Origin of the sequence: Aquimarina acroporae (genome assembly GCF_023195925.1) — a bacterium.
GTDB classification, from domain to species: domain Bacteria; phylum Bacteroidota; class Bacteroidia; order Flavobacteriales; family Flavobacteriaceae; genus Aquimarina; species Aquimarina acroporae.
On record NZ_JALPRE010000006.1, the window covers coordinates 38,458 to 54,527 of the forward strand.

A 16,070-nucleotide genomic window follows, 5' to 3' on the forward strand; every position below is an offset into this window, starting at 1 on the left:
TTATTCGTTCATTTTTTGTTTTAGTCGTTCTTTCATAGCATTCTTTTCATATTCATTAATGCTTATGACTTTTGGATCCTTCACCAACTTTGTTAGTTTGTTATTTTTTGCAGAGTACTTTCTACAAGCTCTACAATATAAAAGATGCACGTTGAGCTTTACTTTTTCCCAGAAAGTAGCTTCTTTATACTGATTTTTATCACAGAAGTGATTTGCATCAGAACAACTTACAAAAATTCCTTTTCCTTTACTCATTACTTTTAAAACCAATTTTTTTCCAGGCACTCAGCCATAGCCGTTCTGGCTCTATGAATGATTACCCATAGGTTAGACGCTGTTATATCAAATTCATTACAAATTGCTTCTGTGTCAAAACCTTGAATTGTCTTCATTTTAAAAATCAAAGCTTGTTTTTCTGGTAATTTTCCCATGCAATTGTGTATTGCCAAACCTAACTCTTCGTTTTCAATATCACTTTCGGCAGTACGATCAAAAGGATCTGCAACACGTTCTTCTAACCAATCTCCTTCGGTTTCAGAATCGCTAGTATAATTAATGCGAACTTCGGCTTTCCCTTTATTGCTATTTATTTTTCGATAATAATCTATAATCTTTCTTTTCAAAATAGAGATAAGCCAAGTACGTTCACTAGCCTCTCCCTTAAAATTTTTCATAGATTTAAGTCCAGCAAAAAAAGTTTCCTGTACTAGATCCTGAGCAATTTCTCTATCATCAACTCTAACGATGGTGTAGTTAAATAGGTAATCACTGTATTTATCAACCCATGTTGTGGGGTCTATGGTATTTGTTGACATGATTGTTTCTATTGTTGTATCCACCAAAAATAGGATAAAAAGTTGAATCTTATACGTTTTACAATTGTATAATGAGTAGTAATTTGTTTTTGATCCTTACAATTCTGAAGTTTAATTGAATAAAATAAAATTAAGATGTTTCTACATGGGTTTTGATATAATGGTTTCGAGTTAATAGAAAATTGGTTAAGTATTTTTTTAAAAATAAAGTATCAAATAGTTTTCCAGCATACCCATAAGGTGTTTGATAGGTCAAAATATCTGTCATTATGGTGTTATTTGAACTTGGTTTGAAAATATGTTGATGTTTAAATGATTTGAAATGACCTTTCATCATTTCGTCGGTAAAATTGAAGGGGAAGTTAAAGGCTGTAATCTTACTTTGATGTGTTAGATACATTCCAAAATGTTTTCCTTTCCAAGTCACGGTTTCATTAAGTTTAATGAGGCCAGAGGTTCTCCCGGCTATTGCTTTTTCATTACTGGTAGAGGTAGATTCGATATGTAAATCTATGTCTCTTGAAGCATCAAATACTATTTCAAGTGGGGCTTTGATCTCGGTCTTTAGGCGAATTGTAGTCATTTTACGATTAGTTGTTGTAGTGCGGGCTTTAACTCAGGATATGAGAATTGAAACCCATGTTTTTGTAGTTTTTCCGGAATTACATTTCGGCTCTTGAGGATAAGTTCGGTTTCGGTTTTTATGAATATGGCTCCTAATTCTAAAAGTGGTTTTGAAAAAGGAATTCCAATTGAGATCTTAAGTATTTTCCTTAAGGTTTGCATAAGAATCGAGTTGGTTGTTGGTTTTGGAGCCACGATATTGATTTCTCTTTGAATGTTCGGAGTATTGATGATAAAATCGATGCTTCTGGCGAAGTCAGTTTCATGTATCCAACTAAACTTTTGATTTCCTGATCCTTGTTTACCTCCAAATCCAATTTTCACCAAATTAAGAATTGGGCGTAATGCTCCTCCATTTTTTCCTAGCACTATCGATGTTCTTAGAACTACCTTTCGAGTATGTGGAGTAGTGCATGAGAAGAATGTATTCTCCCAATTTACCGCAACATTTACCGAGAATCCGGATCCAATTTCACCATCATTCTCATTCATTTCTTTATCTAAAGAATGCCGATAAATAGTCGCTGTAGACGAGTTTAACCATACTTTTGGAGGCACTTTGGCTTGACTAATTGCCTGTCCCAGTATTTTTGTAGATGCCACTCTAGAGCTGAGTATGAGGTCTTTGTTTTTTTGGTTATATCTACAATCTACAGATTTTCCTGCCATATTTATGAGAGCATCGGCATGTTCTATTTCCAATTTCCAATCGCCTAAGGTTTTGGCATCCCAATGCACATATTTAATAGTATCCAGAACTTTGCTTTCTCCTCTGGTGAGAATGATAATACTTTCTACTTTATCTTTAAAATACTCGATAAGAATATTTCCTAGAAAACCGGTGCCAGCTGCTATAACTAATTTTTTCATGACTATAATTTTTAGTAATTATTTTTCAGCAGTGATGATATAATAACCAAAGCTTTTGATGTGTAACCCAGATAATAATGCAAATAAAGATCCCTTTAAATTTTTCCAACTCTGAGGTTTTAGATATTCTTTTCTGAATAGTTTTTTAAATATGAACCCGGTAATGGCAAATGGTACATGCAATACCGAGGGGGCTACCCTGTGCGAAACATCTTCGATACGAATATTTTTGAAACCTATTTCTTCAAGGTTTTGTTTTACTTTATGAATACTACCGAGTCCCTCCAGGCTCCAACCACTACATAATTGATCATAGCAATAAGAGCTCCCAGGACACAATTGATTTTCGTCTTTTTTTAGGAATGCATCTGTAATGACTAGTCTCGATTTTGTTTTTAGAATTCGATAAGCTTCTTTTAGAGATTTGTAGCTATGACCAGAATGGCAAAGACTTTCGATTGCATAAGCTCCGTCTACACTATCGTTTTTGAAAAAAGTATGTTCATAGTTTTCTTCAAGAATTAGTCCGTTCATGTTGTTTAATCTTTTGTTTCCTTCTTTTACTTGGAATTTAGAAAGCGTAATACCTATAATTCTCAATAAGGGATATTTTCGAAGCCCGTACCTCATGGTTCCGCCAATCCCGCACCCAAGGTCAATTACCAGTGAATCTTTTTTAGGCATATTAAGTCGACTAAACACTTGATTATTCATCTCATTTAACATAGAATCTCTTTTGAAGAGATTGGTTTTAAATGGAATGTAGTATCCGAAGTGCATATTAAAGTCATTACTCCAGAATTGATAATCTTCGGTAGCTTCATCATAAAATTTAGTTATACTCTGTTTGGTTGCAGATCTTCTTAATTTTAATTTGTGTAGTATTGATAATGTGCTCATGCAATTAGAATTAAAGGTTGAAAAAATTGATGCAGTTATAAATAACCAAGAGAGTAAAAACTGTAGCAAAAAGAACGAACAGCGCATTCATAAAATAACTCCCTATCTTAAAAATCGGTTTTTGAGGAATTTCATACATGGGGTAGTACGCCACTTGAGTAGCGACTTTACCAACCCAATATGCTGCGATAAGCCCCTTAAGTGCTATTGCTATTAGCGTTGGTTCTTTAAGTTGAGATGATAAAACTATTGCGATTATTCCAAAGGAAAAATTCAATCCTTGAATGTATCTGCCATAGGTTTTAGCAATTTCCTGATTAAGCGGTTTTAATTGCTTTACATCGTTATACCAGTCAAAAACCTGATGTCTTATATAGGGGTATATAAGTGCAGTGAATATTTGACCTGCTCCGGCAATAATTATGATCCAATTTGGAATATTAAATTTCATATTTTACTTATTTGATGAGTGATAAAAACAAAATAACCAGCTATAGACATAGGAACCAGTGTTAGAAATAATATTCCAAAATCGGTGTCTACAACATCAGTTGTTGATGTCAAACCATATAGGATGACTAAGACCGCGTATACGATAAGGTGTTTCTTTTGGAGAGTATTCATTCTTTTCCAAAATGTAAATACTATTATGGCCATAATAATTTGAATGCCTCCTAAAAAAACTTGTGCCATCATACCGTAAAAGATGGTAATGTATAGAAGTAGCGTTATGATAAAGCTTGTGCTGTTGATATAATGTATAATTTTCATGTTTTAATTATTTTAAAGTTTCAAAAAATATTGAAAATTCTATTGAAAAGAAAAAGGAGTTTTCCTCCTTTACGATCCTTTTTTACTACTACTTGACCAGTTTTACGAGGGCTTTGGTGATCCAATTATTACCCTGTCCTACTACTTTATTCATCATTATGTCCAGTGTTTCTGCCATTTCATGTAGGGCTTTGGTTTGTTTAATAAGTTCTTTAGTTTTACTACTTCCATCATCATCTATGTTAGATACATCGTTAAGAATTTTAATGGTGGGTTGCAATTCTCTTCGACTCCTTTCTTTTGCAATTTGTCTAGCAAGCTCTTGTACATTTTTTTCCGAGGTGAAGTATTCTTTACGCTCTCCTATTTTATTTTCTTTAAATACAATACCCCAATCCATTAATTGACGTAAATTCATACTTGTGTTTCCCCTGGAAATATGTAATTCTTCCATGATATCTTCCATAGAGAGTGGTTCGGGAGAAATGAGTAACAAAGCATGTATTTGCGCCATAGCTTTATTAATTCCCCATAGTGTCCCTAAAGATCCCCAGGTAGAAATAAATCTGTTTTTAGCTTCTTCGTAATTCATAGTACAAATATATAAAAATTATCAAACTTTCAAAAATTATTGAAAATTAAATATTTCTATACTAATACTATAGGAGAAATATGAGTAAATACAGTTATTATTTTGAGGGGAATCCGTTTTTGTTATGTGTTGATTTTGTGTAAGTTATAGGTCTAACACAAACTCGTATAATAATGAAAAAATTAAACCTAATTATTTCAGTAGTATTGCTGTGCGTATGTTTTTCGTATAGCTATGCGCAACAAACCAATGACATGTTCTTTGCAACTATGCAAACTAAAGATGCAAAGGGACTTCAACTAAATCACCCAAAGGATATTAAGATTATTAAATCTGCAAATGGGTATAGTGCAGTAATGCTTACAGACAAAGCTGCCGAGGAATTGCATCATAAAGTTTTGGTTCATGGACCCGGTTTTGTCTATGAAAGTTCAGAAAAAAATGCAGTTTCCGCTATTGATAATATAGCTAAAATGGCTAATAAGGTACATCAGAAAGCAAGTTTTTCAATTACTCAAGATGCCCTAGTTAGACAAAGTTTAGATTTAGTAAATAATCTAAACATTGCCGATCAAATTCAGGTTTGGGAAAATTATGGAACCCGATATCATACTACAAATACTGCTAGACAGGCAATTTTGGATCTAAAAACCATTTGGGAAAATCTTGCCGCAGGTCGTAGTGATGTATCGGTTAGAGTAGTAGAACATACCAGTACAGCTATGCCGTCATTGGTTATGACGGTTACGGGTACAGAAAAGCCAGATGAATTTGTAATTCTTGGTGGGCATGCAGATTCTACAGCCGGAGGAAATAATTCAAATGCTCCAGGAGCAGACGATAATGCTTCTGGTATAGCTAGTATTACTGAAGTTGCTCGTGTTTTGTTTTCTATGAATTTTAAACCTAAAAGAACTATAGAATTCATGGCCTTTGCAGCCGAAGAAGTTGGATTAAGGGGGTCTAAGGAAATTGCTCAGGATTACCGAAGTCGAAATGTAAATGTGATAAGTTATATGCAACTGGATATGACAAATTATAAGGGATCTACCGAAGATGTCTTTATATCAACAGATTCTTATAATGATGATACTCTTAATGATTTTATGATTTCATTATTAAATTACTATAATGCTTCCGGTACACATAGAATTACTTATGGTACTTCCAGATGTAATTATGGGTGTTCTGATCATTATAGCTGGGCGCAAGAAGGGTATGATGTAACTTTTCCATTTGAAGCTCGTTTTGGAGAACATAACCCAAATATTCATACTACCCGAGATACCTTTGATCGTTCTCCTACACCAAATGCAGAGCATTCTGCTAAATTTGCCAAATTAGCGTTAGAATATATGATCGAAATTTCTAATGGAGTTACAGGAGGAGGTCCTGGGGGCGGAGATTCTTGCGCAACTGCAATTACATCATTTCCATATCAAAATGGATTTGAGAGTGGAGTAGGGAATTGGGTACAAGCAACCAATGATGATCTGGATTGGACTGTTGATGCTAACGGAACTCCTTCGAATGGTACTGGACCAAGCAGTGCAATTGAAGGTTCCTCATATATCTATGTAGAGGCCTCTGGTAATGGAACTGGTTTTCCTAGTAAAAGAGCAATATTAAATTCTCCTTGTTTTGATCTTACGGGACTATCTAGTCCCAGTTTAAGTTTTCAGTATCATATGCAAGGTAGTGCTATAGGAACATTTTCTGTTGAGGTAACCGAAGATAGAGTTTCGTATACCACTATATTTAGTAAGTCTGGTGATCAAGGTAGTGATTGGAATGAAGCAACTATCGATCTCTCTGCCTATTTAGGCAAAACAATAGAATTGAGGCTTAGTGCAGTTACTGGTAATAGTTGGCAGGGAGATATTACCGTAGATGATCTTAAGGTAGGAGAGGCAACCGTAGACCCAGGACCAGATAATTGTGATAGTTTGAATTTTAATTCTTTTACCATTTCATCATTCTCCAACCAAGATTCTGCAGGAGATTTTTCTGTGGTAAATTCTGGTGCTGGACTTTCTCTACAAAATAATACTTGGAAATCTATTCCTTTTAACTATACCGTAACCGCTTCTACCGTAATAGAATTTGATTTTACTAGTTCTTCTCAGGGGGAAATTCATGGTATTGGTTTTGAAGATGATGATAATTTAACTGCAAATAGATATTTTAAAGTTCATGGTACACAGAATTATGGAGTGACTAATTATGATAACTACGGAAGTGGCACTACTCGATATGTAATCCCTGTTGGTAATTTTTATACTGGTGCAATGAATCGATTGGTGTTTGTTAATGATAATGATGCAGGAAGTGGAAACACTTCTGTTTTTTCTAATGTGAAAATTTATGAAGGTTCTTGTTCCGGAGCACTAACACAAAGAGTAAACTCTGAAAACATAACTCCGATTATTGGAAACGAGGGAGAAGGAATATTGTCTTCTATAAAGATTACTCCAAATCCAACTAAAGATACGTTTACTGTCGAGATAGGAAATAAAGCTAGTCAAGGTGTAAAAGCAATGTTTTATACCCTACAAGGGCAAAAAGTTTCTGAATTTGATCTGGAATCTGGGAAGAATACATTATCAGCTAAGCGTTTATTCCTTACCTCTGGAGTGTATTTGATTAATATTGAAACGAAAGGAGAAGATACGATCTCGCATAAAATCGTAATTCAGTAAGTGATATATTTTGTTACATAAAGAAAAGGTGCTTCAAAATCTATGAAGCACCTTTTTATTTATTTTGAATAAGGTTATGTAAGCAAACCAGCTCTTTTGAGTAGTGCCTCTGGTTTTGGTTCCTGCCCTCGAAACCTTTTGTATAGGGTCATCGGGTTTTCAGTACCTCCTTTGGCTAATACATTTTCTTTAAACTTAGTAGCGACTTCTTTATTAAAGATGCCATTGTCCTTAAAATATTCAAAAGCATCTGCGTCTAATACTTCTGCCCATTTATAAGAATAATATCCCGCAGAATATCCACCTTGAAAAATATGTGAAAAAGCTGTGCTCATACAATTTTCTGAAACATCAGGATACAAAGAGGTCTCTTTAAATACTTTTCTTTCGTGATCTTTTACATTTTCTATTGAACTGGGATCCTGTCCATGCCATGACATATCTAGTAAACCGAAACTTAATTGGCGCATAGTAGCCATACCTTCCATGAAGGTAGCAGATTCTTTTATTTTATTTACCAGTTCCATAGGAATTACCTCACCGGTTTCGTAGTGCTTAGCAAATAACTCAAGCGCTTCTTTCTCATAACACCAGTTTTCCATTACCTGGCTTGGTAGCTCAACAAAATCCCAGAATACACTAGTGCCCGATAATCCCGGATAAGTGGTGTTTGCCAACATTCCGTGAAGTGCATGACCAAATTCATGAAATAATGTAGTAACCTCATTAAAAGTTAGTAATGAGGGTTTGCTAGGCGTGGGTTTTGTAAAGTTACAAACAATAGAAACATGAGGTCTGACATTCGTGTCATTTTTTCTCATTTGTGATTTATAAGAAGTCATCCACGCTCCGTTTCGTTTTCCTGGTCTGGGATGAAAATCTGCATAAAACAATGCTATGAAATTACCATTGGCATCGGTAACATTATATGTTTTTACCTCTTTATGGTATTTATCTACATCGTTAGTTTCTTCAAAGTGAAGATCAAATAATTTAGTAGCAATCTTAAAGACGCCATCGATTACATTTTCTAATTTGAAATAAGGTTTTAATTTTTCATCGTCCAGATCAAACAGTTTTTGTTTCAATTTTTCTGAATAGTACGCTCCGTCCCATTTTTGAAGATTTTCTATTCCGTCAAGATCCTTTGCAAAAGAAGCTAATTGTTTAAATTCTCTTTGTGCAGCAGGTTTTGCTTTTTCTAAGATGTTATTTAAAAAAGCAAACACTTTATCCGGTGATTCTGCCATTCTCTCTTCTAATATATAGTGTGCGTGAGATGAATATCCCAGTAGTGCTGCTCTTTGATGTCTTAAATTAGCTATTTTTAAAACTATTTCTTGGTTGTCAAGATCATCATTATGAAATCCTTTAGAACCAAAAGCCAGAGATAGTTTTTTGCGGAGTTCTCTATTTTTTGCATAGGTGATAAAAGGAATATAACTTGGGTAATCCAAAGTAATCATCCATCCTTCTTTGCCTTTTGCTTTAGCAATTTCTTTTGCAGCTTCTTTAGCGCCATCAGGTAACCCGTCTAAGTCTGATTCTTCGGTGAGTAGCATTTCAAATTTATTGGTCTCAGCGAGCACGTTTTCGCCAAACTTCAAACCTAACTTTGAAAGCTCTTTATCTATATTACGCAATATTTCTTTTTTATCCTCTGGTAGATTGGCTCCATTTCTAGAAAATGATTTGTATCTCTTTCTTAGCAGTGTATGTTGCTCTGGATCTAAGTCAATTTCATCTTTTTGAAGATAAACGGCCTCTATTCTTTTAAATAAGTCGTTATTTAAAGAGATGTCATTACTGAATTCAGCAAGTAGAGGAGATACTTCTTGTGCTATTTTCTGAATCTCTTCGTTGGTTTCTGCACTATTTAAGTTAAAAAACACGCTGGTCACCCTATCAAGCAATTCACCACTATAATCCATGGCTTCTATAGTGTTCGAAAAATTAGGTTGTTCGGGATTGGTAACAATTTGATTGATTTCTTCTTTGGCCAGAGAAATTCCATTCTTTATTGCCGAAAGAAAATGATCTGATTTGATTTTTGAGAAAGGAGCGATATCAAATGATTCTAATAAAGGATTATTCATTATTCTATTATAATTTATTTTGTTTGGTCATTTGTCGAAAAAAAGGTCCTTTTACCGATAAATGAGTATTTCTTTTGTCTCTTTTTGATTCCAATAAGGTCCTATTCTAATAGTTTTGATATAGGTTTATTAGTGAAGAGGTCATGCGACGAAAATTTCTACATTATTGTATCAGGGGTATGGATGTTAATAATTAGTTTTCAAAGCATAGACCAAATATATTGAAAGGGCTGCAATTTACGCAGCTCTTTCGATTTTTATCATCAAAAATTATTTTCTACAAGTATAAAATAATAAATCTGTATGTCTTTTCTACTATTAATTCAATGTTAGACAGGTGTAAATTGCATTTTGTCGATAATGTTAGTTTTTTATCGAAAATTGTTAATAAGTTTTCTTTACTTTTATTGTGTAATTAAAGTAAGGTTTTACCTTTGCAATAGGTTTTAAGAGTATGGTCTTACGATGAATTTTTTGTGTAATATATTTAAGTTGGTTAATAAATATTGTTATATTCCTTTGTAAGACCTAATATTAAAAGAGTCGCTGTAAAGCGACTCTTTTTCCTTTTCTATAATATAGAATGATTTTATAGGGTGTTTTAAAACTGTTATTGTTTTACTTGTTTTGCACCTTCTATCACTTTTTGTTTTAATCCTTCTTTATAAACTAAGATTTTATCTAGTACGCAAGTATCGCTCGCGCCTATGATTTGAGCTGCCAAAATTCCTGCATTAAGTGCGCCATCCAGAGCAACGGTAGCTACAGGAACACCTCCTGGCATTTGTAAAATAGACAGTACAGAATCCCAACCATCAATTGAATTTCTAGATTTTACAGGCACTCCAATTACCGGTAGCGGAGATAATGATGCTACCATTCCTGGTAAATGTGCTGCACCTCCTGCTCCTGCAATAATAGCCTTTAGACCTCTGGTATGAGCATTTTTGGCATAATCAAATAGTTTTTCTGGAGTTCTATGGGCAGATACAATATCAACCTCTACTTCAATATCAAATCCTTTTAAGATTTCTATAGCTTTTTCCATTACGGGCATATCGCTTGTGCTACCCATTATTATTCCAACCTTGCTCATTATGTAATTTGATTAATATTTATTTGCTAACCACTTTAATGGTGTTTTTTACGTTCTCTGCAATTTTACGCGCTTCGTCAATATTCTCATGAATAATAGTAACATGTCCCATTTTTCTGAATGGTCGTGTTTGTTTTTTGCCATAGATATGGGGTGTAACGCCTTTCATTTCCATAATCTTATCAATGTTTTTATACAAAACATCTCCAGTATGTCCTTCTGCACCGACAAGGTTTACCATGATGCCGCCTACAATACTCTCAGTTGCACCTAGCGGAAGATCAAGAATAGCCCTTATATGTTGTTCAAATTGATTGGTGTAACTAGCCTCTATACTATAGTGCCCACTATTATGTGGTCTAGGAGCAACTTCATTTACCAATATTTCATCATCTTGGGTTTGAAACATTTCAACAGCTAAAACGCCAACATGTTCAAAAGCTTTTGAAACTTTTTCAGCTACTGCAATTGCTTTTTTAGCAACATCATCTTCAATTCTTGCTGGGCATATAACATATTCAACCTGATTGGCTTCTGGGTGAAATTCCATTTCTACCACTGGATATGTTTTGATTTCTCCTCTGGGATTGCGAACTACGATAACGGCCAATTCATTTTTGAAATTAATCATTTCTTCAGCAATACACTCTACATCGGGGAGTTTAGCTACATCGGCACCTGTTTTAATAATAGAAACTCCTTTCCCGTCATATCCCCCTTGTGTACTTTTCCAAACAAAAGGTAATTTTATTTTGTTACTGGTAATGCCTTCTGCGAGATGTGCTTTATTAGCCAATTTGACAAAATGAGCCGTAGGGATTTTATTTTTTTGATAAAAAAGTTTCTGCTTCCCTTTATTCTGAATGTTTTCTAAAGTTTTGGAACTGGGAAATACCTTTTTCCCTTCGCTCTCTAGTTTAGCCAACGCCTTAACATTAACAGTCTCAATTTCGAAAGTAAGTATATCTACTTTTTTTCCAAATTCATAAACCGTATCATAATCCATCAAATTTCCTTGCTGGAAATGGTCACAGGCTATTTTGCAGGGGGCATCAGGATTAGGGTCTAAAACATGGGTTTGAATATCATACTTGCGAGTTTCGTATAACATCATCTTGCCTAATTGACCTCCTCCTAATATTCCTAATTTAAATTTTGACGAGAAAAAATTTGTCATTATTGGGGTTTCAAATTTTACTTTAGCAGCAAAAATAATTTTTTCAAAAGGAATAACCACAATAATACGAGCTAAATGCTATAGTCAAACCTTAAATTATCACTATCTTTGCCGCTTTAAATAAAAAACTAGCGTACTGAAAGCTAAACTAGTTATGATTAAACTGCACGATTTACAGTTTGTACCATTTATAAAAGAAAAAAGAATTGTTTCTGCTATAGATGAACTTGCAGATACATTAAACCATGATCTCAAGGATAAAAACCCTGTGTTTATTGGTGTGTTAAATGGTGCTTTTATGTTTTTTTCTGAAGTGTTAAAGCGATTTAATCATGATTGTGAAGTGAGTTTTGTAAAACTATCTTCTTATGATGGTACCACTTCTACAAATAATGTGAAAGAACTCATTGGCTTAGAAACAGACCTATCTGGTCGAACCGTAGTGGTCATAGAAGATATCGTAGATACGGGAAATACCATTGAAGCTTTATCAAAAATGTTGGAGGCTAAGCATTGTGCAGAGGTTAAAATCGCTACGTTGTTCTTCAAATCTGAAGTTTATCAAAAACAAATTCATATCGACTATTTCGGGATCGAAATCCCAAATCGATTTATTGTAGGTTACGGGCTCGATTATAACGAACAGGGGCGTAATCTCACTGATGTATATCAATTAAAAACAAGCAACATGACAAATTTAGTGTTATTTGGCCCTCCGGGTGCTGGAAAAGGAACACAAGCAGAAGTTTTAAAACAAAAATATGATCTGATTCATATCTCAACGGGAGATGTATTTAGATACAATATAAAAAATGCTACAGAACTTGGAGTACTGGCAAAGTCGTATATAGACAAAGGACAATTGGTGCCTGATGAGGTAACGATCAATATGCTGAATGCAGAGGTTGAAAAAAATGCCGAAGCTAATGGTTTTATTTTTGATGGGTTTCCTAGAACAGAGGCACAAGCAGACTCTTTGGCAGAATTGTTAGCTTCTAAAGGATCAGAAGTTAGTGCCATGGTAGCGCTTGAAGTAGATGATGAAGTTTTGGTACAACGTTTATTGGAAAGAGGAAAAACTTCAGGAAGACCAGATGATGCAGATGAAGGAGTTATTCGTAATAGAATTAAAGTATATTATGACGAAACTGCTATTTTGAAAAATTACTATCAAAAACAAGATAAGTATTTTGGAGTAGATGGTGTAGGTGCAATAGAAGAGATAACAGGTCGTCTTAGCGATACTATAGACAACTTATAGTTCTATAAACAGGTTGTAGTAAGTAACTAATAAAGAGATCTTAATTAGATCAGATGAATAAAATCACACTCATATCAATTCTGTTTGTAGTTACTGCTTGTACCAGTACAGTTAAGGAAATTCCATTAAACGAAATTCCAGAGGATTTAAAATGGGTAGCCGATCAAACAGCAAAAAATATTATTGAATTTTGCGATAATGATCAGGCGCTTACCGAATTTAATCAAAGATCTAGTGTAAAAGCTAAAATGCAAAGAGGAGCAGGTAAGTACTTTCTAACCTGTATGGCATATGGGCAATTGGTTTCTAGTAAGAGCTTAGGAGAGTTATATCGGGTGAACAGAGTAAAGGGTAATGTAAAGCGATTTAAGTATAAGTTGCATATCGAGAGTGAAAAATATGACTTAATGGAGCTTCATGTCGATCTTAATTCTGATAAGTTTTTGGCAAATTATACAATTCATGGCCGCCAAATGAATGGGGAGTGGGAATCTGTACTTGATACTTTTGAAGAAAAAGTACGAAAATCTTTAAGGAACTTAAACTAAAAGGTTCAAAATATACTGAATTATGACTGAAGGAAATTTTGTTGATTATGTGAAACTGCACGTTACTTCTGGTAATGGAGGTAAAGGGTCTGTGCATTTGCATCGCGAAAAGTATATTGCCAAAGGAGGTCCAGATGGCGGAGATGGTGGTCGTGGAGGACATATTGTTGTTCGAGCAAATCCTAACATGTGGACCTTGTACCATCTGAAATTTAAACGCCATTTTAGAGCGGGACATGGAGGGCATGGTAGCAAAAATAGAAGTACCGGAGCCGATGGGGAAGATATTTATATCGATGTTCCTTTAGGTACTGTAATTAGAGATACTGAAACTCAAAATGTAATTATAGAAATTACAGAAGAAGGTCAGGAATATATTGCAGCAGAAGGTGGTATGGGAGGTAGAGGTAATTGGCACTTTAAGAGTCCAACAAATCAAACTCCTCGTTATGCACAGCCAGGTGTTGAGGGTGTGCAATATGATATTACTCTCGAGCTGAAGGTACTGGCAGATGTAGGTTTGGTAGGGTTTCCTAATGCTGGTAAATCAACATTGTTATCGGTAATTACTGCGGCAAAGCCTAAAATCGCAGATTATGAGTTTACGACACTCAAACCTAATTTAGGAATTGTAGAATATAGAGATTTTCAAACCTTTGTTATGGCTGATATTCCTGGAATTATAGAGGGAGCTGCCGAAGGAAAGGGTATAGGACATCGATTCTTACGGCATATAGAGCGTAATTCTACCTTGTTGTTTTTGATACCAGCAGATGCTCCCGATATTAAGAAGCAGTATGATATCCTTTTAGATGAGCTTAGACGTTATAACCCTGATTTATTAGATAAAGAAAGACTTATAGCAATTTCTAAATGTGATATGCTAGATGATGAATTGAAACAAGAGTTAAAAGAAGAGTTAGATGAGCAATTAACTGTAGATTACCTATTTATTTCTTCTGTTGCACAACAGGGTATTCAAGAATTAAAGGATAAACTTTGGCAAATGCTAAATGTTTAAAGTATTGTTTTATTCTTCAGACCTTTGTAATATTAAAAATTGATCATCCATCACATTACCGGTAAGCACTAGATTTTTAAAAGAGGTTGCTACAGAAGATCCTGACATTTCGCTACCATCGTTTACGTATATCTGTTCCACAGTATAGTCATTTTTACCTCGATATGTTATTTTAAGTATTTCTGATGGTGCTGTATCTTTTTTTCCTTTCGCATATGATTTGAACCTGAGTAGATTGGGGTGTCCTGCTGTCCATAGATTTCCATTTTGATCAATTTCTATATTGTCTACTCCTGTTTCACAAGGAATATCTTCAATAAATGCTAAAGTACCATCTTCGTTTCTCGTATACACTTTTATAGCAAACTCTCTGGGAGAAGCAACATATACTAGATTTATAGTTGGATCGAAGTTAATACCATTGGCGTAAGCTATTCCCTTCGCAACCTCGGTAAACTCATTTCCATCAAAATATATCACATTAGAGACGGCAAGTCCCAGGTATTCTTCGAATACTTTTCCGATTCCTTCTGTGTATCCATGATCATTGGTGAAATAAAATTGATTTTCGTTTACCATCACCAAATCATTAGGGCTTTTTAAAGAAGCATGGGTTATCGATTTTTTAAAACTTAAACTGTTGTTAACCAATTCAAAAACTTCTATAGAGTGCCCCGTTGTAGTATGATTAATAGCCATTATAGTATAGGTACTATCTTTTTTTAACATAGTGATTCCATGAGGAGCAAAAGGCTGATTAAAAGATTGGGTGAGCGAAACAGTATTGAATTCTTGAGTATCTAAATTCATTAGGTAAAGCGCTCCTTTTTCCTCCTTTTTTGGAGGATAAACCTCTCTGTTGGTTGCTGAGATGATCGCAAAATTATCTGTATAACTAATAGTCATATCTTCTGCTCCTTTAATAGGCACTGCCTTTATTGTTTTACCCTTAGAATAATTTTTGACGGTTCTAAAAAAGCCAGTAGAATTTAAGGTGTGAAAAACGAAAGCGAGAATTACTACTAGAACTACAAATAAGATTCGTTTGGTGGTGATACGCATCATGTTTTTATTTTATTTTTCCATCATGAAAACCTGCTCGTTTCCATATTCCATTCTCTAAAACCCAAATATTTGTAACTCTAAATTCGTTTTCATGTAAACGGTCAGATTTTACGGTAGAAACAATGATTTTCGAGGTTACGATTGCTGTTTCTTGGTACAACTGTATTTCGGTGTCTTTCATTTCATAATTCCTCACGGTAAGTTCTCCAGACTCAATTTCTTTTTGTCTTTTGCTTAAATAATTAATCCAGTTTTCTTTGTGAATAGCCTTAGAGTTACCGTTGGTGTGTACATAATTATCTGTAATCATCGAAGCCAACAACTCTGTGTTTCCTTCTTTGAAAGCATTATTGAAGGTTTCGATTTGTTTGATTAACGTTTCTTTTTTGTGTTTTGTGTCAGATTCCGTAGTTGTTTGGCAACCTAATATCCACACTAAACAAAAGATCATTGATAAAATTCTGGTAGTCATAAGAATGATATGAAATAAATGTTATCGTTTTTTGATATGTAATACTGCGGGGGTGGTTTAAAT

Annotated in this window: 17 protein-coding genes; 4 read left to right on the forward strand and 13 right to left on the reverse strand. The window is 34.4% G+C overall.

What is annotated here, in order from left to right; genetic code table 11:
- From M0D21_RS08575 to M0D21_RS08610, 8 genes are all read right to left on the reverse strand, one after another.
- The gene (locus tag M0D21_RS08575) at positions 1-255 is read right to left on the reverse strand and encodes a hypothetical protein (RefSeq protein ID WP_248328432.1); all 255 of its coding nucleotides are present in this window, start codon (positions 253-255) and stop codon (positions 1-3) included.
- Positions 256-260: 5 nt separating this feature from the next.
- Complete coding sequence (locus M0D21_RS08580; protein WP_248328434.1) at positions 261-815, reverse strand: sigma-70 family RNA polymerase sigma factor; 555 nt, start codon at positions 813-815, stop codon at positions 261-263.
- A gap of 130 nt (positions 816-945) precedes the next feature.
- Positions 946-1,398, reverse strand: coding sequence for an SRPBCC family protein (locus tag M0D21_RS08585; protein WP_248328436.1), 453 nt, complete (start codon positions 1,396-1,398; stop codon positions 946-948).
- Positions 1,395-2,309: a TIGR01777 family oxidoreductase gene (locus M0D21_RS08590; protein WP_248328438.1), complete on the reverse strand. Its 915-nt coding sequence runs from the start codon at positions 2,307-2,309 to the stop codon at positions 1,395-1,397. Before M0D21_RS08590 ends, M0D21_RS08585 begins: the two co-directional genes overlap by 4 nt.
- A gap of 18 nt (positions 2,310-2,327) precedes the next feature.
- Positions 2,328-3,209, reverse strand: coding sequence for a methyltransferase domain-containing protein (locus M0D21_RS08595; protein ID WP_248328440.1), 882 nt, complete (start codon positions 3,207-3,209; stop codon positions 2,328-2,330).
- A gap of 10 nt (positions 3,210-3,219) precedes the next feature.
- A complete protein-coding gene (locus M0D21_RS08600) occupies positions 3,220-3,660 on the reverse strand; it encodes a hypothetical protein (protein ID WP_248328442.1) in 441 nt (146 codons plus the stop codon).
- The gene (locus tag M0D21_RS08605) at positions 3,657-3,980 is read right to left on the reverse strand and encodes a hypothetical protein (protein ID WP_248328444.1); all 324 of its coding nucleotides are present in this window, start codon (positions 3,978-3,980) and stop codon (positions 3,657-3,659) included. Before M0D21_RS08605 ends, M0D21_RS08600 begins: the two co-directional genes overlap by 4 nt.
- 88 nt (positions 3,981-4,068) lie before the next feature.
- Positions 4,069-4,572, reverse strand: a complete 504-nt coding sequence (locus M0D21_RS08610; RefSeq protein ID WP_248328446.1) for a GbsR/MarR family transcriptional regulator — start codon at positions 4,570-4,572, stop codon at positions 4,069-4,071.
- Between the two features lie 173 nt (positions 4,573-4,745).
- On the opposite strand from M0D21_RS08610, the gene M0D21_RS08615 reads away from it, so the two are divergent.
- Positions 4,746-7,271, forward strand: a complete 2,526-nt coding sequence (locus M0D21_RS08615) for a M20/M25/M40 family metallo-hydrolase (RefSeq protein WP_248328448.1) — start codon at positions 4,746-4,748, stop codon at positions 7,269-7,271.
- 74 nt (positions 7,272-7,345) lie between these two features.
- On the opposite strand, the gene M0D21_RS08620 is transcribed toward M0D21_RS08615, so the two are convergent.
- The 3 genes from M0D21_RS08620 to M0D21_RS08630 form a co-directional block, all read right to left on the reverse strand.
- Positions 7,346-9,367, reverse strand: coding sequence for a M3 family metallopeptidase (locus M0D21_RS08620; protein WP_248328450.1), 2,022 nt, complete (start codon positions 9,365-9,367; stop codon positions 7,346-7,348).
- Positions 9,368-9,977: 610 nt separating this feature from the next.
- Entirely contained in the window at positions 9,978-10,463 is a 486-nt protein-coding gene (purE, locus tag M0D21_RS08625; RefSeq protein WP_248328452.1) for a 5-(carboxyamino)imidazole ribonucleotide mutase, read from the reverse strand.
- Between the two features lie 19 nt (positions 10,464-10,482).
- The gene (locus M0D21_RS08630) at positions 10,483-11,640 is read right to left on the reverse strand and encodes a 5-(carboxyamino)imidazole ribonucleotide synthase (RefSeq protein WP_248328454.1); all 1,158 of its coding nucleotides are present in this window, start codon (positions 11,638-11,640) and stop codon (positions 10,483-10,485) included.
- Positions 11,641-11,794: 154 nt separating this feature from the next.
- On the opposite strand from M0D21_RS08630, the gene M0D21_RS08635 reads away from it, so the two are divergent.
- From M0D21_RS08635 to obgE, 3 genes are read left to right on the forward strand one after another with little or no spacing between them, the layout of a single operon-like run.
- The gene (locus tag M0D21_RS08635) at positions 11,795-12,901 is read left to right on the forward strand and encodes an adenylate kinase (protein ID WP_248328456.1); all 1,107 of its coding nucleotides are present in this window, start codon (positions 11,795-11,797) and stop codon (positions 12,899-12,901) included.
- Between the two features lie 53 nt (positions 12,902-12,954).
- On the forward strand, positions 12,955-13,449 hold the full coding sequence (locus M0D21_RS08640) for a hypothetical protein (RefSeq protein WP_248328458.1): 495 nt from the start codon (positions 12,955-12,957) through the stop codon (positions 13,447-13,449).
- Positions 13,450-13,471: 22 nt separating this feature from the next.
- Positions 13,472-14,470 carry a GTPase ObgE gene (gene obgE / locus M0D21_RS08645; protein ID WP_248328460.1) on the forward strand — a complete coding sequence of 333 codons (999 nt, stop codon included), beginning with the start codon at positions 13,472-13,474 and terminating at the stop codon, positions 14,468-14,470.
- A 9-nt stretch (positions 14,471-14,479) separates the two neighbouring features.
- Here the strand turns inward: obgE and M0D21_RS08650 are convergent, their stop codons facing one another.
- Complete coding sequence (locus tag M0D21_RS08650; RefSeq protein ID WP_248328462.1) at positions 14,480-15,535, reverse strand: SMP-30/gluconolactonase/LRE family protein; 1,056 nt, start codon at positions 15,533-15,535, stop codon at positions 14,480-14,482.
- A gap of 4 nt (positions 15,536-15,539) precedes the next feature.
- The gene (locus M0D21_RS08655) at positions 15,540-15,986 is read right to left on the reverse strand and encodes a nuclear transport factor 2 family protein (RefSeq protein ID WP_248328464.1); all 447 of its coding nucleotides are present in this window, start codon (positions 15,984-15,986) and stop codon (positions 15,540-15,542) included.
- Positions 15,987-16,070 lie beyond the last annotated feature (84 nt).